The 23154-nt window shown below is 35.2% G+C and carries 15 protein-coding genes and 2 pseudogenes; 14 read left to right on the top strand and 3 right to left on the bottom strand.

Going from position 1 to position 23154, the window contains the following annotated elements:
• Window positions 1–14: 14 nt before the first annotated feature.
• The 6 genes from MVE64_RS19055 to MVE64_RS19080 all read left to right on the top strand — a co-directional run bounded on the left by MVE64_RS19055 (window position 15) and on the right by MVE64_RS19080 (window position 10394).
• A complete protein-coding gene (locus MVE64_RS19055) occupies window positions 15–1940 on the top strand; it encodes a BglG family transcription antiterminator (protein WP_247340299.1) in 1926 nt (641 codons plus the stop codon).
• Between the two features lie 141 nt (window positions 1941–2081).
• Complete coding sequence (locus MVE64_RS19060; RefSeq protein WP_247340300.1) at window positions 2082–3992, top strand: PTS fructose transporter subunit IIABC; 1911 nt, start codon at window positions 2082–2084, stop codon at window positions 3990–3992.
• A 27-nt stretch (window positions 3993–4019) separates the two neighbouring features.
• Window positions 4020–4976: a mannose-6-phosphate isomerase, class I gene (gene manA, locus MVE64_RS19065; protein ID WP_247340301.1), complete on the top strand. Its 957-nt coding sequence runs from the start codon at window positions 4020–4022 to the stop codon at window positions 4974–4976.
• A gap of 532 nt (window positions 4977–5508) precedes the next feature.
• Window positions 5509–9159 (top strand): ATP-binding protein, encoded by a 3651-nt coding sequence (locus MVE64_RS19070; RefSeq protein ID WP_247340303.1) that lies wholly within the window; start codon window positions 5509–5511, stop codon window positions 9157–9159.
• Window positions 9160–9203: 44 nt separating this feature from the next.
• Window positions 9204–9908, top strand: coding sequence for a response regulator transcription factor (locus tag MVE64_RS19075; RefSeq protein ID WP_247340304.1), 705 nt, complete (start codon window positions 9204–9206; stop codon window positions 9906–9908).
• 231 nt (window positions 9909–10139) lie between these two features.
• Window positions 10140–10394: a hypothetical protein gene (locus MVE64_RS19080; protein ID WP_247340306.1), complete on the top strand. Its 255-nt coding sequence runs from the start codon at window positions 10140–10142 to the stop codon at window positions 10392–10394.
• 72 nt (window positions 10395–10466) lie between these two features.
• On the opposite strand, the gene MVE64_RS19085 is transcribed toward MVE64_RS19080, so the two are convergent.
• From MVE64_RS19085 to hxlA, 3 genes are all read right to left on the bottom strand, one after another.
• Entirely contained in the window at window positions 10467–11183 is a 717-nt protein-coding gene (locus MVE64_RS19085; protein ID WP_247340308.1) for a 3-ketoacyl-ACP reductase, read from the bottom strand.
• 77 nt (window positions 11184–11260) lie between these two features.
• Complete coding sequence (hxlB, locus tag MVE64_RS19090) at window positions 11261–11818, bottom strand: 6-phospho-3-hexuloisomerase (RefSeq protein WP_247340310.1); 558 nt, start codon at window positions 11816–11818, stop codon at window positions 11261–11263.
• A gap of 7 nt (window positions 11819–11825) precedes the next feature.
• Window positions 11826–12470 (bottom strand): 3-hexulose-6-phosphate synthase, encoded by a 645-nt coding sequence (hxlA, locus tag MVE64_RS19095; protein ID WP_247340312.1) that lies wholly within the window; start codon window positions 12468–12470, stop codon window positions 11826–11828.
• 207 nt (window positions 12471–12677) lie between these two features.
• Between hxlA and hxlR the strand changes: the two genes are divergently transcribed.
• The 8 genes and pseudogenes from hxlR to MVE64_RS19135 all read left to right on the top strand — a co-directional run bounded on the left by hxlR (window position 12678) and on the right by MVE64_RS19135 (window position 23153).
• Window positions 12678–13040, top strand: a complete 363-nt coding sequence (gene hxlR, locus MVE64_RS19100) for a transcriptional activator HxlR (protein ID WP_098796490.1) — start codon at window positions 12678–12680, stop codon at window positions 13038–13040.
• Between the two features lie 158 nt (window positions 13041–13198).
• A complete protein-coding gene (locus MVE64_RS19105; RefSeq protein ID WP_247340313.1) occupies window positions 13199–14101 on the top strand; it encodes an acetamidase/formamidase family protein in 903 nt (300 codons plus the stop codon).
• 931 nt (window positions 14102–15032) lie between these two features.
• Window positions 15033–16291 (top strand): annotated as a pseudogene (ilvA, locus tag MVE64_RS19110) (threonine ammonia-lyase).
• A gap of 122 nt (window positions 16292–16413) precedes the next feature.
• Window positions 16414–17967: a response regulator transcription factor gene (locus MVE64_RS19115; protein WP_247340315.1), complete on the top strand. Its 1554-nt coding sequence runs from the start codon at window positions 16414–16416 to the stop codon at window positions 17965–17967.
• Between the two features lie 1034 nt (window positions 17968–19001).
• A pseudogene (locus MVE64_RS27845) lies at window positions 19002–19751 on the top strand (sensor histidine kinase); the annotation flags it as partial.
• A gap of 227 nt (window positions 19752–19978) precedes the next feature.
• On the top strand, window positions 19979–21271 hold the full coding sequence (locus tag MVE64_RS19125) for an ABC transporter substrate-binding protein (RefSeq protein WP_247340317.1): 1293 nt from the start codon (window positions 19979–19981) through the stop codon (window positions 21269–21271).
• 129 nt (window positions 21272–21400) lie between these two features.
• Window positions 21401–22324 carry a carbohydrate ABC transporter permease gene (locus MVE64_RS19130; RefSeq protein WP_247340319.1) on the top strand — a complete coding sequence of 308 codons (924 nt, stop codon included), beginning with the start codon at window positions 21401–21403 and terminating at the stop codon, window positions 22322–22324.
• Window positions 22317–23153, top strand: a complete 837-nt coding sequence (locus MVE64_RS19135) for a carbohydrate ABC transporter permease (RefSeq protein ID WP_425593970.1) — start codon at window positions 22317–22319, stop codon at window positions 23151–23153. Before MVE64_RS19130 ends, MVE64_RS19135 begins: the two co-directional genes overlap by 8 nt.
• Window position 23154 lies beyond the last annotated feature (1 nt).

The raw sequence follows: 23154 nt of genomic DNA on the forward strand, positions 1-23154 counted from the left end.
AGCGAGGTGCAATCATGAACGTGAACGATCGTCAAAAGGAATTACTAAGAACACTATTAGTACAAAATGGACAAACCTTAAATATAGTAGATTTGTCAGGTCAATTAAGATGTTCGGAAAAAACGGTTCGTAATGACTTGAGCATAATCGAAGATCTTCTTGCTGAATACCCTAATACTTATTTAAAACGGCAACCAGGTATAGGCATTACACTTAAGACACAGGACCACGATATGTCTGAAATTTTTCAAAAGCTGCTATCTACTGAACCAAAAACTCAGGAAGATCGTTTTATCGAAATGGCCTATCATTTATTGGTAAGTAATAAAGCTATTACATTGCAGGAACTATCTAAGAAGTATTATGTTCCCAAAGTAACCATAAAAAAAGAATTAGATACCATTGCTGATTGGCTTACAAACTATCAATTAGAGCTCATCTCTAAACCAAGACTAGGCAATATCATTCAAGGATCTGAACTGCAAAAACGTAGTGCTTTGGCGCATTTATCTGAGCTTCTTTCTTCCTTATCGGATCATAAAAATTACGTTCTTGAGCTTTTTTTACCCTATGAGATAGCAACCGTTAAAAATGCACTAAACGAATTACAGCATAAATATTCAATTGCTTTTACCGATGCTGCGATGGAGAGTTTACTTGTTCATGCACTTATCATGATGAAAAGAACAAGGCAAAAATCGCCCGTAACTGTTCCTAATAATGAAAAGGAGGCTATATATTCTTACAAAGAATATAAAATTGCGTTATCCTTTTTTGAACAATTAGAAGCTGTTTTCCGAATCAAATTTCCTGAAGATGAGCGAATCTACTTTACATGGCATTTGATTAGTGGGAAAAGAAAAAATGATATTGTAGAGGATCCGTTTATTAAAAATGAACTTTTATTAAATATTATTTCTGACTTAACAACAAAGCTTAGTAGTATTACGTTATTTCCCTTTGAAAAGGATGAGATCTTAAAAAGTGGATTAATCGTCCATGTCCATTCGGTTATTAATCGAATAAAGTACGGCTTTCCTATTACAAATCCACTACTACCGAATATCAAAAAAATGTATCCTTATTTATTTAATATGGTGTTGCTAGCTTTGAATGAAATAAAAGAAACCTATGAATTGGAAGTTCCTGAGGATGAGGCAGCTTACTTGGTTCTTCATTTTCAAGCTTCAATCGAGCGATTAAAAGAAAGTCGAGAGAAACAACGAAGAACATTAATTGTTTGTCATATGGGTGTTGGGATGTCTCATTTATTGCAGGCTAAAATTGAGCAGCATTACCAGGATATACAAGTTTCTGCTTGTATTGGAAAAGCTGAATTACGTGATTATTTGCGGAATAACGAAGTTGATTTTATCATTTCTACAGTAGAGTTAGAAAAGGTCAATATTCCAAATATTACGATTTCTCCTTTATTAGAAGCAAAGGATAAGGAAAAGCTAAATCAATTTTTAACTGAAATGGAAAATAATCAGCATGCAGGAAGTAAAGAAAAAGCTCTAACACAACTAGTTAGAGGTGATTTAGTTCTTTTACATGTGGATAAGGAACATCCTTTTCAAGTCATTGAAATGCTAGGAAATGTATTATATGAAAAAGGTTTCGTTCATAAAGAGTTTATTCATAGTGCGCTCCTGAGAGAAAGAAAATCATCAACATCCATTGGAGGATCGATAGCCATTCCACATGGTCATCCAACAATGGTTAATAGATCGGCAATAGCCATTGCTCTTTTAAAAGAACCTTTAGATTGGGGAAACGAACAAGTTTCCATCGTGTTCATGCTAGCCATTACAACTGAGGATCCAAAACTAAATCGTCATGCGGTTGGACAAATTGTAGATTATAGTGAAACCCCGTCAATTATCCAATCTCTAAAAGAACCAAAGAATGTAAAAGAGTTCTTGGAGAAGTTAAAATAAACAACGTCTCTTATATTAAACTTCCGGTAATAATTTATTTTTACCGGAAGTTGTGGTAAAAACAAAAATCAATTCATGACTGAATTCCCATTACAATGAATGTAAGCAATTACAAAAAAACATTCTTAGGAGGAAAGGTACATGAAGATCTTAGCTGTCACAGCATGCCCAGTCGGTATTGCTCATACATATATGGCTGCTGAAAATCTACAAAAAGCAGGCGAAGAATTAGGTGTTGATATTAAAGTTGAAACACAAGGATCAATTGGTGTTGAAAATGCCTTAACAGACCAAGATATTGCAGAAGCAGACGGAATTATTATTGCTGCTGATAAAGAGGTATCAAAGGATCGCTTTGTTGGTAAAAAAGTAATCGTTACAGGCGTACAGGATGGGATTCGTAAGCCAAAAGAATTAATTGAAAAAATTCAAAGTGGTGATGTGCCACTTTACAGACCGGACTTAAAGTCTGCAGAAGAAATCAAGCAAAAGAGTAAGCAAAAAGAAAATCCGATTTATAAGCATTTAATGAACGGTGTATCGTATATGGTTCCTTTCATCGTTGTAGGGGGACTGTTGATTGCATTAGCTTTAACTCTAGGTGGTCAACAAACACCAGGTGGAATTGTGATTCCTGAAGATTCCATTTGGAAGCAAATTGAAACACTTGGTGCAACATCATTTATGTTCATGATTCCAATATTAGCTGGTTTTATTGCTGTTAGTATAGCTGACCGCCCAGGTTTAGTACCAGGTATGATTGGTGGGTATATTGCAGCGAATGGTAGTTTTTATGGAAGTGAAGCTGGTGCTGGCTTTATTGGAGGAATTATCGCAGGTTTCTTAGCAGGTTATCTTGCACTCGCTATTAAGAAAATCAAGGTTCCAAAAGCGGTACAGCCAGTTATGCCGATCATATTTATTCCGATCTTCTCATCTGTTATCGTTGGACTTTTATTTATTTTCGTGATCGGTGCCCCAGTGGCGCAAATCTTTGAAGGTTTAACATCAATGCTTGCTGGTATGCAAGGAGCTAGTTCTATTTTATTGGCCGTCATCCTTGGTGCAATGATTGCAGTTGATATGGGTGGACCTTTTAACAAAGTAGCATTTTTATTCGGCTCTGCCATGATTGCTGAAGGAAACTATGAAATTATGGGACCAATTGCAGTAGCAATTTGTATTCCACCAATTGGGATGGGTCTTGCAACATTAATGAATAAGAAAAAATATCTTCCTAACGAAAGGGAAGCTGGTAAAGCATCATTTACAATGGGTCTTTTTGGAATTACAGAAGGTGCAATTCCATTTGCAGCGCAAGATCCACTTCGTGTTATTCCTAGTATTGTTGCAGGTTCAGTTGTGGGGTCTGTAATCGCAATGCTTGGTAATGTAGGCGACAAAGTAGCACACGGTGGCCCTATAGTAGCGGTTTTAGGAGCAGTAGATCATGTTGTGATGTTCTTTATCGCAGCCATTGTAGGTGTTCTTGTTACGGCATTTATGGTTAATTTTTTGAAAAAAGATGTAGAAAGCGCAACTAGTAGCAACGGAAAAGTAGAACGTGCTCCCGAAGAAGTTGAGGAACTAGAAATTAACAAACTAGTAGATATTACAAGTGCAGATTTGATTCATATCAATCTCGCTGGAACAACTCGTAATGATGTTATTGATGAATTAATTGAAACATTCGATTCACAAGGAATCTTAGATTCTAAGGAAGCTTTTAAACAGGCTATTCTAAATCGTGAAGCTCAAAGCTCAACTGGTCTTGGCATGAATATTGCGATTCCACATGGTAAGTCAAAGGCGGTAAAACGACCTGCTGTTGCTTTTGGAATCAAGCGTGAGGGTGTTGATTGGAGCAGCCTTGACGGTACGGATGCGAAACTTATTTTTATGATAGCTGTACCTGAAGAAAATGCTGGAGACGCGCATCTAAAAATTTTACAAATGCTTTCTCGTAAGTTAATGGATAAAGAGTTTAGAAATCAACTATTAAAAGTAGCTTCTAAGAACGAAGCAATGGCTGTATTAGAGGAAATAAAATAAAGTAGAATACCATATTGGAGGTAGTGTATGTATAAAGAGCCAATATTTTTAGAGTCTGTTTTTCAAGAAAGAATTTGGGGTGGCCAAAAGCTGCAAACTGAATTTGGGTATAAAATTCCCAATGAAAAAACTGGGGAAGCTTGGGTAATCTCTGCACATCCAAATGGTCCAAGTGTTATCAAGAATGGACCTTTAGCAGGAAAAACATTAGAGGAAGCTTGGAAAGAACACGGAGAGCTATTTAATAAAAATGCATCTAATAATGAAGAATATCCTTTGCTTGTTAAAATTTTAGATGCGAATGCAGATTTATCTGTTCAAGTTCATCCAGATGATCATTATGCACGAACAGTAGAAGGTGTTCCTTATGGAAAAACAGAGTGCTGGTATGTTCTCAGTGCAGAGGAAGGTGCCGAGCTTGTTTTAGGACACCATGCAAAAACTAAAGATGAACTTGAGAAAATGCTTCAAAATCAAGAATGGGAATCATTTTTACGTCGTAAAAAAGTAAAAGCGGGTGACTTTGTTTATGTTCCAAGTGGCACCATTCATGCAATCGGTAAAGGAATTGTCATTTTAGAAACACAGCAAAGCTCTGATATTACTTATCGAGTGTATGATTATGATCGTAGAGATGATAATGGTCAAAAGCGTGACCTACATTTAGATCGTTCAATAGAAGTGACGACAGTCCCTCACCAGGATTATGAAACAGAGCAAAGTGAAAGGATTGTAGGCGATCTTACTGAGAAGAAATTAGTAGAGGCCGAATATTTCACAGTTTATCATTGGAAGTTGAGTGGCGAGGCATCATTGACACTTCAGCATGATTTCTTACAGGTTAGTGTAACGGCAGGAAAAGGATCAATTATAGTAGATGATCATGTTTTCTTCATTGAAAAAGGCACACATTTTGTTCTTCCACATGAAGTTGGTGAATACCAGCTATCTGGTGAAGCGGAGTTTGTTGTATCACATGCTTAATACAGGAAAGGTCAAATCATGTTGATTTGGCCTTTTTTTGTCTTCGTCGGTAAAATGAAGACCATAGCGGCAGGAAATTTCCGTGGAGACGGTCTTCATCAGAGGAATGAAGACTATCGCAGCAGTAATCTTCCGTGGAGACGGTCTTCATAAGAGGAATGAAGACCATAGCAGCAGTAGTTTTCCGTGGAGACGGTCTTCATAAGAGGAATGAAGACCATAGCAGCAGTAGTTTTCCGTGGAGACGGTCTTCATAAGAGGAATGAAGACCATAGCAGCAGGAATTTTATGTGGAGACGGTCTTCATAAGAGGAATGAAGACTATCGCGGCAATAATTTTCCGAGGAGATGGTCTTCATAAGAGGAATGAAGACTATCGCGGCAGGATTTTTCCGAGGAGACGGTCTTCATCAGAGGAATGAAGACCACCGCAGCAGGAATTTTACATGGAAATGGTCTTCATAACTAAATTTTCTACATTCTGGGGACAATATCAATAATAAAAAAGCATAACAACCCTGAAAGGAAAACGATGAAAAAGATAAATTCCCTACGCTTTAAATGGATGATTCTTATTTTAAGTGTTACAAGTATCGCGTTGATAATCCTTGGTACTTCAAATTATATTATTTCCAAGAACAATTTAATGGAAAGATTAGAAGGTCAATATTTAACTTTAATTATTAACAGTAGTAAAAATCTACAAGATTGGCTAAATATTCGTTATCAAGAAGCTAATATTCTTCAAGATGATCCTATTTTAAGAAATGGTACCTTAGATGAGAAGTTGAAAAGGCTAAATGAACCTAGCATAACAAAAGATAAACATACTCTGGGCATTGCCGATCTAGAAGGAAATATGACTTTACTAAATGGCGAAGTGATTGATGTTTCAATGAGAGAAAACTACAACAGAGCACTAAATGGGGAGATTTCCTGGTCGGAGCCATTTATATCGCTTATGGATGAAAGATCGATATTTACACTGTACGTGCCACTCTACGATGAAAATAACAAGATTCATTCATTAATAGGTTTTGCTTTTTCAACGGAAGAGGTTTTTCGTACATTTTTACAATCAGAAGATGTTCCCGAAGCGATTCATGTTCAGGTGATAAATTCTAAGGGAGAATTAGCTTTTAACCGCTCGGCTGTTTATAATCAACAACCGGAGAATTCACAATATCGTTTTCTTCAAAATGAGGCATACACCAGCCTGTTGAATAACGGTCAGGGATATATACATATTAATGAAGAAGAATTCACGGGTACGTTATTTTATAAACAATTAATTTTTACGGATGTTACAGACGATCGGTACATCATCTACCTAGTACCTGAAGAAATTATTAGCAAGCCGCTAAAGGACTTATTTTTTTCGACGATCACTGGACTTATCATTACAGAGATATTGCTCGGATTTTTGATCTATATCATTTCCAGTCGATTAATTATCAATAGATTGAAAACGATTTTAGAAACAACTGAAAAAGTGGCAAATGGCTTTTTGAAGGTTTCCCCTATAGATGTGAAAGGAAAAGATGAATTATCGCAAATTGCAAGCTCTGTAAATAAAATGACGGAAACTTTGATCAATTTATTTGAGCCCTTTGAAACTATTATTAGTAATAACGAATATGCGATGATTGTAACAGATAAGAATTTGGATATCACAAACTTTAATACTTATGCAGAAATCCTAACAGGGTATTCTTCGAGTGATGTAGTTGGACAAAAGAATTTACTTGATTTTCTTTGTCCAGAGGAAGTAGACCTTCGAGGTGGAAGAAACAATGTTATTGAATTGATACTTGATAGTCATCACAAGGTTTGGACTGTTTGTGATAAAAAATGCTCAAAACTCCCTACTGAGCTAAATAGTAATAAAATGGTTTCCCAGGACGGTAAATTGAAAGGCTATGTATTTTTAGCAAAAGATATTAGTAATCAAATAAATCAAAGAGTGACCACTGAAAGACTGCTAAGCATCGTAGAAAATGCTAAAGACTATATTGTGTCGTTTAATAGTGACGGAGAAATTCTTTATTTTAACAAAGCACTACTCAAAGCATTAAATGAAGTTAGTTTAGGTAAGAAAAGGTACTTAAAAGATTATATTTCAGTATCCACTCAATTAAGAGTCATGGAAGGATTAAAAATTGCGGCAGAACAGGGATATTATGAAGTAGAAACTGAGATCACCAGTGTAGAAGGGAAATCAATTGATGCAAGTATTGTCATGGTTTCACATAAAAGAAAGGAATCTAATGAAACCTTTTACTCAGCCATTATTCGTGATATTTCTGTTTTAAAAGAGGCTCATCGTAAACAAGAAATTGCCATACATCAAGTGCAAGAAGCCAATCAAGCAAAAAGCTTGTTTTTAGCAAAAATGAGTCATGAAATTAGAACACCTTTAAATGGAGTTATTGGCTTATCAGAAATATTAAAGAGCACAAACCTTCAAGAAACACAGAAAGATTATGTAGATAAAATCTTGTTATCATCACGTTTATTATTAAATTTAATAAATGATATACTCGATTTTTCTAAAATAGAGGCTGGTAAAGTAGTAATGGTTAAGAAAGAATTTAACCTTCATGAAATGATAAAACGATTAAGTACAACGACTGGGGTTCTAATTGATTCTAAGCCTGTTTCTCCAATTTTCGATGTTGATTTAAATATCCCGATTGTCTTGGTTGGTGATGATCTTAAAGTAGAGCAAGTTTTAATGAATTTAATTTCTAATGCCATCAAATTCACAGAAGATGGCTATATCACACTTGAAGTTAGGATAAAGAAGTCCTACAAAAATGAGCTGCTGCTCCAATTTAATATCATTGACACAGGTATTGGGATGACACAAGAAGAAATAAATAAGCTCTTCAAGGAATTTTCACAACTAGACGGTAGCATTAATAGAAAGTACGGTGGTACTGGTTTAGGCCTTATCATTTCAAAGAATTTTATTGAAAAGATGGGTGGTCATTTATCTGTTAATAGTGAAAAGGGTAAGGGTAGCACCTTCTCGTTCATCATCCCATTTTATCTAACACCTCGAAAACAGGTAATGAATATTTCGGTAGAAAACGCAACAATCTTACTTATCGAAAAAGATGATCTTTTACGTCAAAATATTGAAAAGATGATGGTGAATATAGGAACTGCTATAAGTGTTAGTTCTTGGGATCAGGTAGAGGAAGAAATAAAAAACAATTCTTTCACACATTGTTTAGTAGACCTGGATCTTGATGAGATCGACATGAAGCAATGGAAGTGGCTATATCAAGAATCGGTTAAGAGAAATATCTATACCATTGGATATACAAGAATCTATAAAAAAGAAAGGGTTAAAAATCAACTAGAGGATAGGATCCCAAATGCATTATTAACTTTACCCTTGAACATGATTGAGCTTTATGAAGCAGTAGAATTTAAAAAAGGAAAGGAAATAGCTCAAAATGCAAATAAGATTGGGAACTCAGACAAAATCCTTGTAGTTGAAGATAATCAGATTAATCAGGAAGTAATAAGTACAAACTTAAAAAATCGAGGTTATATTGTACAGTTAGCCAATAATGGACAACAAGCATTGCAGATCTTAAATAGGGAACATGGTATTGCGTTAATTATAATGGACATTCATATGCCTGGGATGAATGGATACGAAACTACAGCAAAAATAAGAGAATTACAAGGCTACGAGCAAATACCAGTTATAGCTATCACTGCTGACCTAACGGCATTTAAAGATGAAAAAGCTTCGTTATTTCATGCTTTTCTATCAAAGCCAATTGATTCCGAGTTAATGTTCAGTACGATTAGTATGATGTTGTCTAACTGGGACGAACATTCAAATGTGATTGATTGGGAAGAAGCAAGAAACAGGCTAAATGGTAAGGAACAAATACTAATTAAGCTTTTAAAATCGTTTGAAACTAATAATGATACTACTGTTGACAGGATAAGAGAATGCATTGAACAGGAAGATTATGAAAAAGCACGTCTTCTAGTACATACACTAAAAGGAGCTTCTGCCAACTTATCTTTACTAAGTGTTTGTAAAAGAGTTACACAATTGGAAGATTATCTAGTAAAAAGAGATGTTAATATGAATACGGCTCTTCTCCTATTAGAAGAAAGCTTAATTCATGCATTTGATTATATTAACACCTTATAATTGAAAGAATATAGAATTTGTAGAGGAAAAGGGGTGATCTCTGTATGACCCGAGTGTTGATTGTTGATGATGACCAAACGATGGCACAAATGTTGCATTTATATCTAGAAGATGAAGGGTACAAGACTGATGTTGCTTCTGATGGTGATAGCGCGTTAAAAGCACTAAAAACATTCGAGCCAGATGTTATTATTCTTGATTTATATCTTCCTGACAAAAAGGGAAATGAATTAATTGATGATATTCAAAATCAAACTGAAGCTCCAATTATTATGATCTCGCTGGAAACAAAAAGTTCAGAACGAATACATGCGTTAAAAAGAGGTGTTGATGATTTCTTATCAAAGCCTTTTAATATGAAAGAACTACAAGCTAGAATAGAGGTTGTTCTTCGAAGAGTAGCAAAGGTAGAGAGAGCCAATCTTTTAAAACCTGAAATTTTCAAAATAGAACAATTACATAACAAAAAGATAGAATTGGATCGACAAAAACGAGTACTGACAATTAATACGGAACAGGTTGAATTGACGAATACGGAGTTTGAGTTATTATCACTTTTTACTGATCACCCAGGGATTGTTTTTAGTAGAGAAGATCTCATCAATAGAGTGAAGGGAAATCATTATTTTTTAACAGATCGTTCGATTGATGTTCACATAACGAATCTCCGAAAGAAAATTGAAGATCATCCTAAACAGCCAGAATATATTAAGACTGTTTGGGGAATCGGGTATAAATGGATGAACTAAAGAAATTCTTAATAAGCCTTTAAGTGGTTTTTACAAACTGCTTAAAGGCTTTTTTTGGAGAAATTTCCTCTTTATAACACTTCCTTAACACTTTCTTAATACTTTTTTGAAAACTTTTCTTACACTTTATTGGTAACATACTTAAATGAGAGGGGGATGGATGTTATACATTTTCCCTATAACTCTTTAATTATTCTTAAATCTTCTATGTAGAAACAGGGGTTTTTTAGAATGCAGAATGAAATTTACTATAAAGAAATTAAAAATAGAAAGGCAATAAAAAGTAACAAGCTTATCCCCATATCGATTGGTCTTAGCTTTGAGGAGAGTCAGCGTTTAGCGCAAAAATTGTTATCAAAAGATAAAAACAAGAAAAAAGGTATTCACATTAAAGAAACAAGATGCTTTAGATGTCTTTATTATAATTTATCGGATGGAGTATATACGATTTATATATCTAAAGGAAATCTATTGAATAACGATTAATAAAAGGTTTTATATGAAAAGGATCTATTTCCTTTATAGAAATAGATCCTTATTCTTTGGAGTTTGCTAATTTTAAGGATTAGTCGACCACAATCCAGCGCCCTTAAGAACGACTCTTGGATTAAGCTTTAATCCAGCTACCAGTAGTTCAGCAAGATCTTCAGGCTGCATCACATTCTCTGGATTTCCACTTATTAAATTTGTTTCTACTGCTAAGTCTGTTGCAACAGTACTTGGTGTTAAAGCTGTAACACGAATGTTTTTCTTTCTTACTTCAAGCATAAGTGATTCTGTTAATCCTAGTACAGCAAATTTAGATGCACTGTATGCACTTGTAACAGGGGCCCCTTTTTGGCCAGCTGTTGAAGAAATATTAACAATATCTCCGGAGTTTTTCTCAAGCATATCAGGTAACACAGCTCTTGTTACATTATAAACACCCATTAAATTAACTTTGATAATGTTTTCCCACTCTTCAGGAGATAAGTCAAGGAAGCCTCCAAATTTAGCAATACCAGCATTATTAACGAGTATATCAATAGAACCTAGTTCTGATTTGATATGCTCTACAGCATGAGTAACTGCTTCAAGGTCAGAAACATCAGCTGTTGCAGCAGAAATTGTAATTTCGTATTGTTCTAATTCAGAAGTTAGTTTTTCAAGATTTGACATGGTTAATCCGATTAACCCAAGATTAACTCCTTCTTTTGCTAAAGCAATGGCAGTCGCTCGTCCAATTCCTCTGCCAGCTCCTGTAATTACAGCTTTTTTCCCTTTTAATGAGGTCATATCATCATTCCTTATACAAATTTTTATGTAGTCATACTGAAGACCGCAAGTAAAAGATTGCGGCCTTCACATACCTATTATTCAAGATTGGCATGTTTGCCATACATCTCATTTGTATCATACCCCTTTTTCTCCATGAACCTCAAGATAACTGCATCATAGAAAAGTAACAAAGTTTGTTCAAAAAGGGATCCCATAGGTTGAATCGTTTGATAATCGCCTTCAGATTGGTCTTTTGGCGACCCAGGCATTTTTATTGTAAAATGAGCTAATTGTCCAATTGTAGATTCTGGGAAAATCGTGACAGCAGCAATTTTACCGCCTATATTGTGGGCTTTTTCAGCCATCAATACTAAGCTTTTCGTTTCTCCTGAGCCAGACCCGATGATTAAAATATCATCTTTTTCAAAATTAGGTGTGGTGGTTTCACCGAGAACATATGCATCAATTCCCATATGCATCATCCGCATAGCAAATGATTTTCCCATGAATCCTGATCTACCAGCACCTGCGACAAAAACCTTCTTGGCTTCTAAAATCCCATTAACCAATTTTTCAGCATCTTCATCTAAAATAAGGCTTGAAGATTGATGAAGTTCATTTAGAATTTTAGTTAGATATTGGGTCGTTTGCATTCCTACGTTACCCTACTGATACATTTTCTTTCATCATTTGTTGCATTTTTGCCGCTGCAGCCTTTTTATCTTCTTGACCAGTAATTCCGCCACCAACAATAACTAGATCTGGTTGTACGTTAATTACTTCAGAAAGAGTATCTAATTTAATTCCGCCTGCGATAGCCGTTTTTGCGTTTTTCACAACACTTTTAATTGTTTGAAGATCTTCAAATGAATTTTTTCCAACTGCTTGAAGGTCATAACCTGTGTGTACACAAATATAGTCAACGCCTAAAGCATCTACTTCCTTTGCACGGCAAGCAAGATCTTTTACAGCAATCATATCAACAAGAATCTTTTTCCCTTGCTTTTTCGCTTCTTCTACCGCACCTTTAATTGACATATCTTCAGCTGCGCCAAGAATTGTTACAATATCTGCTCCTGCTTCAGAAGCTTTCATCACTTCATAACCAGCTGCATCCATAATTTTCAGGTCAGCTAGTACCTTTAAGTTAGGGTATGCTGCTTTTACTTCTTTTACAGCGCGTAGACCTTCATTAATCACAACAGGTGTACCTATTTCAACGATATCAATGTGATCTTCAACTTCTTTTATCAATTCAATTGCTTCTGGGATATTGACTAAATCAAGTGCTAATTGTAATTCCATATTTATTCCCACTCCCATGTTTAAAATGTTTTGTACCGTGCTAATGTGTCCGAGTCCTATGTAATTTATCCGGTAACTCTAACCCTGATTAACGGTACACTATTAGTCTAATACGTATTTATTTTTAAATGAAGTACGCACTTTTTTCTTACATAGTGACAAAAAGTATACTATGTGCTATTCTATGTAAAAATTGGAGGTGGTTAAGTGTCACGTATGAATGATAAGACGTTTAACTGTGAAAAAGAATTAACCCTTTCGGTTATCGGTGGTAAATGGAAAATGCTTATTTTATGGCATTTAGGCAAAGAGGGAACAAAACGTTTTGGGGAGCTAAAAGCACTTATGCCCGGCATTACTCAAAGAATGCTTGTTAATCAATTACGCGAGTTAGAAGAGGACCTTATTGTAGAGAGAAAAGTGTACCCTGTTGTGCCTCCGAAGGTAGAATATTCATTGACGAAACAAGGAGAAACACTAATGCCAATTCTCGATTCTATGTACGAATGGGGAAAGAATTATATGAATAATGTTATTGATCCTGAAGATAAAAATGTATCGGTAAAATAACACATAAAAACCCCAAGTTGTAGGACACTACTACTTGGGGTTTTTATGTGAGAAAAGAACTTTTTCAGCATTTAGGAAGGAATCTTTGGAGGCTTTGTTTAAATTAAAGAGGAATAAACGGGCTTAATCGAAAGTAAAAGGAAAGTAGGGAGGATTTCATGTCTCACATTATTAACCGTTCACAGCCAATATACGCTTTTAGTAAAGAGCATTCTCCAATTTTGAATATGAAATCTGGAGAAACAGTGATCATTGAAACCTATGATTGCTTTGAAAACCAAATTACTTCAGCTAATTCTACATATGAAAGCTTGGACTGGAGTAAGGTCAATCCCGCGACAGGTCCTGTTTATGTGGAAGGGGCAGAAGTGGGAGATATTCTAGAAGTGACAATTGATGATATAAAATTAGAAGACCAAGGTGTGATGGCCGTTAGTCCAGGAATGGGCGTTTTAGGTGAAAAGATTACTAAATTTGAAGCAAAACTTATTCCAGTTGAAAACGGGAAAGCTATTTTTAATGAAAACATCCACATTCCATTAAATCCAATGATTGGTGTAATTGGAGTAGCTCCACAAGGTGAACCAATCTCTTGCGGCACACCAGGCTCTCACGGTGGAAATATGGATAATAAAATGATTACAAAAGGAACAACCCTTTATTTCCCAGTGTTTCAACAAGGTGCGCTCTTTGCTTTAGGAGATCTTCATGCTGCAATGGGCGATGGTGAGGTTTGTGTAACAGGAATTGAGATAGCTGGACAGGTTACTGTCACTATAAAGGTGATTAAAGGAAAATCACTACGTAATCCTGTTTTAGAAACAGAAGAATTTATTGGGACGATTGCATCAGCAAAAACAATCGATGAAGCTGTTAAGGTGTCTGTAGAAGATATGGTTGAATTACTTCAGGATAAAACGCGCTTACCACTTAGTGAATTAACGATGATATTAAGTGCTGTAGGACAAACTCAAATTTGTCAGGTCGTTGATCCACTAATGACAACGAGATTCTTAGTTCCAAAATGGGTTTTGGAAAAGAACAATGTCTCCTTATTTTAATAAGGGGGTGTTGTTCTTTTTTGCTTTCAGGTACAAGCAAAAACGATATTACTCCATTGATGAACTTATTAAAGATGTTTTATTGGAAGAGTAGTTGTTTTTGTTAGTTTTAATTTTGGAACAAAGAGCATTGGGGAAATATGTTGTTCTCTGGAATGGAAATTGTTTATACGTATGTGCCGATTAGATCAGAATTGAGACAAGATGAGGTAGAGAATGGAGTTCTTGTCTCGATACATGCAGAATCGGGACACACGAGAGGAAGAAAAGGGAGAATGAGTCCCGATACTCGGAGAATCGGGACACACGAGAGGAAGAAAAGGAAGAATGAGTCCCGATACTTGGAGAATCGGGACACACGAGAGGAAGAAAAGCAAAAATGAGTCCCAATACCTGTGGAATCGGGACACATCAGAGGAAGAAAAGGGAGAATGAGTCCCGATACTCGGAGAATCGGGACACACGAGAGGAAGAAAAGGGAGAATGAGTCCCGATACCTGCAGAATCGGGACACACGAGAGGAAGAAAAGCAAAAATGAGTCCCAATACCTGTGGAATCGGGACACATCAGAGGAAGAAAAGGGAGAATGAGTCCCGATACCTGCAGAATCGGGACACACGAGAGGAAGAAAAGCGAAAATGAGTCCCAATACTCAAAGAATCGGGACACACCAGAGGAAAAAAGCGAAAAAGAGTCCCGATACCCGGAGAATCGGGACACACCAGAACAAGAAAATCGAAACCATGTCCCAATACAGCTGCATAAAACATAGCAAAATATCTACTTGCATAAACAACTCAAATATTCCTCTCAATAACTAAACCACAACTAACCTCCACCCCATAAATTTAAATCTACTCTATAAAAAACATACTTCCCTCACCGAAAGAGCACCCTAGATATATCAGTAAATTATAGGAGGAGTTATGTTTGAACTTAAATGATTTTTTCAATGCTAGAGAAAAGTTTAAAGGAATTGTTCATACAACTCCGTTAGATCATTCGAAAACTTTTAGTCATCTTGCACAAAATGATGTGTATTTAAAACTTGAGAATCTACAAAAAACAGGTTCCTTTAAAGTAAGGGGGTCTTATAATAAGCTTATTTCTCTTACAAAAGAAGAACTAAATAAAGGGGTCGTTGCAGCATCAGCTGGGAATCATGCTCAAGGTGTTGCGTACTCAAGTCAAATGCTTGGGATTCCTTGTACGATCGTGATGCCAAAGGGAGCGCCGTTAAGTAAAGTGCTAGCAACAAAGCAATATGGTGCAAAGGTCATTTTAGAGGGAGCTGTCTTTGATGAGGCTCTTGCTTACGCATTAGAATATTGTAATTCAATTGGGGGTACGTTTATTCATGCTTTTGACGATGAAGAAGTTATCATCGGACAGGGAACAGTTGGAATTGAGATTATGGAACAGCTTCCAGACGTGGATGCCATTGTTTGCCCAGTTGGTGGGGGAGGCTTATTGCGGGTGTTGCTAAGGCCGTGAAAGAAAGTAATCCAAATGTTTCAGTTTATGGTGTTCAAACTCTTGCCTGTCCAAGCATGAAGCAGTCACTTTTGGAAAAAAAGCCGGTAATGGTTGAAGCGACCCCAACGATGGCAGATGGAATTGCTGTTAAAAAACCAGGACAGAAGACGTTTAACATTATTAAAGAGTATGTTGATGATATTGTTTGTGTGGATGAAATGGAAATTGCACGAACAATGCTAATGGTTTTAGAGAGAAGTAAATTTTTAGTCGAAGGGTCTGGTGCTAGTTCCCTAGCGGCACTTCTTTATAAAAAGCTTGAGTTAAAAGATAAAAAAGTAATAGCAGTATTAAGTGGCGGAAATGTGGATGTTAATTTTATTGCGAGGATTATTGAGCGGGGGTTAGTTGAATCAGGTAGGTATGCTCATTTCTCCATAACGTTGAAAGATAAACCAGGTGAGCTTCAGAAAGTATTAAGCGTTATAACCGATTTAAACGCTAATGTACAATATGTTAATCTCCAGCATATAGGAAAACATATTTATCCCGGATTTGCTCAGCTCGAAATGTCAGTTGAAACAAAAAACCATGATCATATTGAAGAGCTTCATAAGGTGTTAAAAGATAAAGGATATAATGTGCAGATGGATGAAACACTTTTCGATCAGTATCCTACGGGATTTGGAACACCTTTAGAGTACCGTATATGATTGTTTAGCCCCCAAACAAATGGGGGCTTTTTGACAAACCGATGTTAATAAAATTATTCAAGTGTATAATGAAAGAAAAAGATAAAATAATCGTTAAGTCTACAAAGCCTGGGGGGATTTTGTTGAGATCTAGTGAAGGGTGTAGAGTAGTCATTGTTGATGATGAGCAGTTAATCAGGCAAGGAATTAAGCATTATATGCAGTGGGAGCAGGAAGGGTTTCAAATTGTCGGCGAAGCTTCAAATGGTCAGGAGGCTCTTGAGTTAATAGAAAAAACGAAGCCTCATATTGTGTTAACAGATATTGTGATGCCAATTATGGATGGTGAAGAGTTAACTCGAATTGTTAAAAGCAAATATCCGCACATTGAAATTATTATTTTAAGTAGCTATGGTGATTTTGATTATGTAAGATCTACTTTTCAAAATGGGGCAGTTGACTATATTTTAAAGCCTAAGCTTGATACAGAATCATTGCTTACTGTGTTAAAAACGGCAGCAAGCCAAATTCCTTCGTTACAAGGAGAAAAGGAAGAATCGACTGTTGATGTGAATATTGGACATATCATCGAAAAGCTTATTTCAGGTTACGACACACAATATGATGAAAATCTCATTTTAGAGGTATTTCCTTATTCTAACTTTCGTTTGGTTGCAATTGATTATAGGTTAATAGAAGAAAAGAGTTTAGAGGATATTTCTGCAATTAATTCTGAAATTGAAGTACTTATCACATCATTTGCAAAGGATGTGAAACTAGAAATCTTCAAAATAGAAGAAGATGTAAGCGTATTCTTAGTTAATGGTAGTGAAGACTTTTTAACTTTAATTTCAGAGCTCCCTCCTAAAATATTGGAGCATCATTCTCAACTTTCCATACTAATCTCTGAGACTTTTACAAGCTTTTCACAAATTTGGTTGAAATACAACGAAGTGATTAAAAAGATGCTACAATATCGCTTTTATTTTCCCGACACCAATATAGTAATAGAAAAGAATCTTCTAAAAGAAACACCTAAGATCGTTTCTTTTAACCTTGATAAATTTACGAATGACTTTAAACATGAACGGTTTGATTTGGCATTTTCTTATTTAGACGAACATGTAACTGTGTTGTCTTCAAGCTTTACGACAGATATTTTTGAATACAAATCATTCTTCGGAAATGTTATTTTTACGATTTCCGTTTTGTTAAGCAATTTAGATTTTGATGTGAAAAGTTTAGAAAATGAAAAATTTAGTTTTTTTAATAAAATTGATAGTGCAAAAACAGCAAGTGGTGTTGTTCAGCAGTTACAACTATTTATTACAAAAGCAAAAGAAGTGATTACGACAAAGAAAGCTCATTCAGGTTTTTCCAATTTCCAACTCATCCTAGATTATATAGAAGAACATTATGCCGAACCGCTTAGTTTGAGCGATGTTGCTAATACTTTTCATTTTAATCCCTCATATCTATCAAGCTATTTTGCAACGCATAATAAAGAAGGATTCAATGAGTATCTCAACAAAATTCGAATCGAGGAGGCTGTAAAGCTGTTACTGAATACAACCACTCCGATCTCAGAGATTAGTGGACTTGTAGGATATTCTGATCATAGTTATTTTTGTAAGGTTTTTAAGAAACAAAAGGGTCTGTCACCAAGTCAATATCGTAGAAATCAAAAATTGAAATAAGTGATGGTATTCAATATGAATGTTTTTCAAAAGTATTTTAAACATAACGGATTATTTGTCACTATGTTTTCGATAAGTGTTATTAGCATTATAAGTGTTTCAATTATTATTACATGGACAACATTCCGCATGTCTGAGCAGTTTTTTATTGATAAATTCAGTATTACAAATGCAAAAGTAATGGATCAAATTAAGGACAGCTTTGAATCTTATAATTATTCGATTGTTCTTGCATCAAATAATATTCTGCAAAGCGGAACAATTAGAAGGATTATGACCGAAGAGCAATCAAATCGTCAGAAAATGAATTCATTTTATCAAATGAGTGAGCAAATGAAGCGAATAAAATCAAATGTGGATGCCTATGAAACGGAAATTATTGTTAAAGGTATTAACGGAATGAGTTATGCAACAAATCGTCCTTATTGGATGATTTCTGATGAAGATTTGAAAACTCATAACATAACAAATGTTTCCATGCAAAATCCTAAAAGATTGATTTATCAACATGATCGACGAATGAAAGAAACAAAAAACAAAGAAGATGAACAATACATTATTGCGACGAAACCACTAATGGAAAGAATCTCAGGAACGATATATGGAATGATGTATTTCCCTATTCATGAAAGTGAGTTCAGAAAATTCTATAACAACTACACGAGCACAGGTAATGATGTGTATGTTCTTGATAATACTGGAAGAATTATTTCTAGTAATAAAACAGATTTAATTGGTGAGAAAGCAGAAGAACTTTTTCAATATATTAAGGAAAACAATGATAAAGGTGAAAACTACATTGTGAAAGAGTTTAAGGGGACAAATTCTATTATCTTTTGGGAATACATCCCTTCTCTTGATATGTATTTATTCAATTTAATTGACCAAAAAAAAGCAATTGGTGATTTAATTAATAAAAAACAAATTGCGCTTATTTTATTTTTTATCGTGGTTATTGCTCTTATTATTGTGTTTTTTATTTCAAGAAGAATGACAAATTCACTTTCAACATTGGTTAAGCAAATTTCTGATGCATCTAAATATGATTTTGATCAATATGTTTCTGTAAGCGGAACTTATGAAACTAGGCAAATTGGCAAGGCATTTAATAGTATGTTAGATGAATTGCAAGATTATTTGGAGAAACTTGTTCTTTATCAAAAGCAAAAGCGAAATGCTGAGCTAGCGGCGTTGCAACAGCAAATTAATCCACATTTTCTTTACAACACACTTACTTCTATTAAATTTATGATTCAGCAGGGGGAAAGGGAGAAGCAGAAGAAACGATTAATTCCCTCATTTCCTTGCTTCAAAATACGATTGGCAATGTATGTGAAACGATTACTGTGGAGCAGGAAATAAATAATCTTAAAAACTATGTTCTTATTAATCAAAAACGCTATGGAGATCGAATTAAAGTGAATTATTTAGTTTCACCTGATTGCATACAACATCGAATTCCTAAGCTTATTTTACAGCCATTTATAGAAAATTCATTTTTCCATGGTTTTAATAACAAAACATCAGGCTTTATTAATGTAATGGTTTGGCAGGAACGAGACACGCTTATTTGTGAAGTGATGGATAACGGTGATGGCATGGAGATTACATCGAATAAACTGCCAGCCACCAAGAGTAAGAAGCAGCATTTTACTGGAATTGGTGTAAAGAATGTTCATGAACGAATTCAAATATTATATGGTCATCAATATGGTGTAACAATCTCAAGTGAAGTTGGACAAGGGACAAGGATAAAAATTACATTGCCAACCGAAACCGTTTCATGATGTACCGTAAGTTAAGAAAGATCCTACAAACTCAACCACCTAAAAAAATCACAAGAATCTAAAAAAAATACAATTCCATCGATTTTGTAAGCGGATACACCCTATGAAAAAATCACAAATTTATAAAAATATAGTCCTAAAGAAAAATAGAATAAAGATGCTAACATGATAGGTGTAAGGGAGAGATAACGCTTACAAAAAACAAAAAACATGGGGGTATTTTTATGAAAAAGCTACTCGTTTTAATGATGGCTTGCATGATGATCTTGGCTGCATGCTCTTCTGGGTCAAAAGAAACAGTAGATTCAGAGTCAAGTGAATCATCAGGTTCAAATGAAATCACGATTTGGGCATGGGATCCTAACTTTAATATTAAAGCTTTGAATATTGCAAAAGAGTATTATCAAAAAGAAAATCCTGATCTAGAAATCAAGATTGTCGAAAATGCTCAGGCTGATATCATCCAAAAATTAAATACAAGCTTAAGCTCTGGCACAACAAAGGGATTACCAAATATTGTGTTAATTGAAGACTATCGTGCGCAAAGTTTTCTTCAAGCATATCCAGATTCATTCCACGAAATTACTGGATCGTTCAAAACAGAAGATTTTGCATCTTATAAACTAGTACCAACAAGTCTTGATGATAAAAACTATGGTTTACCATTTGACACTGGAGTAACAGGTCTATATGTAAGAACAGATTACTTAGAACAAGCGGGTTACACAGTTGATGATTTAAAAGGAATTGACTGGAACGAATATATCGAAATTGGGAAAAAAGTAAAAGAAGCAACTGGCAAGAATATGATTACACTTGATCCAAACGACCAAGGTATTATTCGTATGATGATGCAATCTGCTGGTGCTTGGTATATGAAAGAAGATGGTGTAACACCATTTATCGCTGGAAACGAAGCACTTAAAAAGTCATTTGAAGTGTACAAAGCAATGCTTGACGCTGATATCGTAAAACCAAACTCTGATTGGAGTCAATTCTTAGCGGCATTTAATAGTGGTGAGGTAGCATCTGTTCCGACTGGAAACTGGATTACACCTTCTGTTAAAGCTGAAGCATCTCAATCAGGCAAATGGGCAGTTGTTCCACAACCGAAGCTTCCAGATGTTGAGTCAGTAAATGCTTCAAACTTAGGTGGAAGCTCATGGTATGTGTTAAATGTTGATGGTAAAGAAGATGCTACTGATTTCTTAGCGAAAACATTTGGTTCAAATGTTGATTTTTATCAAGATTTAGTAACAGAAATTGGGGCAATTGGAACATACATTCCTGCATCAACTGGAGAAGCATATAAAGCGGCTGATGAGTTCTTTGCTGGTCAAACGATTATTTCTGACTTCTCAACATGGTTAGAAGAAATTCCACAAGTGAATTATGGTTTACACACATATGCCATTGACGACATCTTAATTGTTGAAATGCAAAACTACCTTAACGGTAAGGATATTGATCAAGTGCTTGAGGACGCTCAACAGCAAGCTGATGCACAATTACAGTAATAATCCTGCCAACTATTCCTCTGATCTGAAGTGAGGAACGGAGCCTTGAAATTTCAATCTGCTAACGATGCAGAGGAGATTTTCAAGGCTTCAATTCTATATTGATTAAGTTAAGGAGTTGACTTTAAAATGATATCAGCAAAAACAAGTACAAACACATCTGTTTCTTATTCGACGAAGAAGCGGATTACTAAAACAACCCTCATCGGTTGGTCCTTTATCACATTAGCTTCGGTGTTAATCTGCATTTTTTACTTTTATCCAATGGTTCATGCGTTAATCATGTCTTTTCAATCAGGAACAGGGACAAATTTGAAATTTACTGGTCTTGATAATTATGCTCGATTATTAAAAGATCCGACCTTTATCACAGCCGTAAAAAATACCGTTATCTACTTAATTATTCAAGTGCCGGTCATGATATTTCTAGCTCTATTTTTATCAGTGCTATTAAATGATAAAAATTTAAAATTTAAAGGATTTTTCCGTACCGCGATCTTTTTACCATGTGTAACATCACTTGTCGCGTATTCTGTTATTTTTAAGTATTTATTTGGTGTTGATGGCATTATCAACATGATGTTAATGAAGCTTTCCTTTGTTTCAGAGCCAATACAATGGTTAACAGATCCTTTTTGGGCAAAAATCACGATTGTTATCGCCATTACTTGGCGTTGGACTGGTTATAATATGATCTTTTATTTATCATCACTGCAAAATATTGATTCTTCCATCTATGAAGCTGCCAAAATTGATGGAGCATCTCCTATTCAACAATTTTTTAAGATTACGATTCCAATGTTAAAGCCAATCATTCTTTTTACATCCATTACTTCAACAATCGGAACTCTGCAATTATTTGATGAAGTTATGAATATTACAAAAGGTGGTCCTGGTAATGCAACGATGACGATTTCTCAATATATTTATAATTTATCGTTTAAATATACGCCAGACTTTGGTTATGCAGCGACCGTGTCGTATGCAATTGTGATTATGATTGTTGTTTTCTCTATTATTCAGTTTAAAGTGGCAGGTGATCGAAATGCTTAAGAAAGTATTTAGTTACGGAGTTTTAATTGTAGCGACGATTGTATCGATTTTTCCGTTTTTATGGATGGTTGTATCGGCAACAAATAAGTCGGTTGATGTTACGCAAGGAAGATTATTACCAGGTTCTCATTTTGTAGAGAATTTTAAAAATCTATTAGCTACTGTCGATATTGTTCCTGCTTTAATTAATTCTGCTAAGGTATCGATTTCAACAACCATTTTATCGCTATTAATTGCGTCACTAGCAGGGTATGGATTTGAGATTTTTAAAAGCAAATCAAAGGATGTTGTGTTTAATATTTTACTTCTATCCATGATGATACCGTTTGCTGCGTTAATGGTTCCGTTATTCCGTATGTTTGGTACGATTTCACAAACAGCACCATTCTTAGGGATTGATACATTAACAGCTGCGGTGTTACCAACCCTTACAACTGCGTTCTTAATCTTTTTCTTTCGTCAAAGTACAAAAATGTTTCCAAAGGATATTCTTGAAGCAGGTCGAATTGATGGATTAAGTGAGTTAGGTGTATTTTTTAGAATTTATGTCCCAACGATGAAAACAACGTATGCAGCAGCAGCGATTATTACGTTTATGGCTAGCTGGAATAACTATTTATGGCCTCTTGTTGTGTTGCAATCTCCTGAAAAGCAAACGATACCATTGCTTATTTCGACTTTAGGCTCAAGTTATGCCCCAGATTTTGGCGTTATTATGACAGCGATTGTTATTGCAACATTGCCTGCTGCACTTATATTCTTCATCATGCAAAAGCACTTTGTTGCAGGTATGATGGGCTTCAGTAAAATAAAGAGAGAGGAAGTTTAGA

The organism is Metabacillus endolithicus (assembly GCF_023078335.1).
GTDB lineage: Bacteria > Bacillota > Bacilli > Bacillales > Bacillaceae > Metabacillus > Metabacillus endolithicus.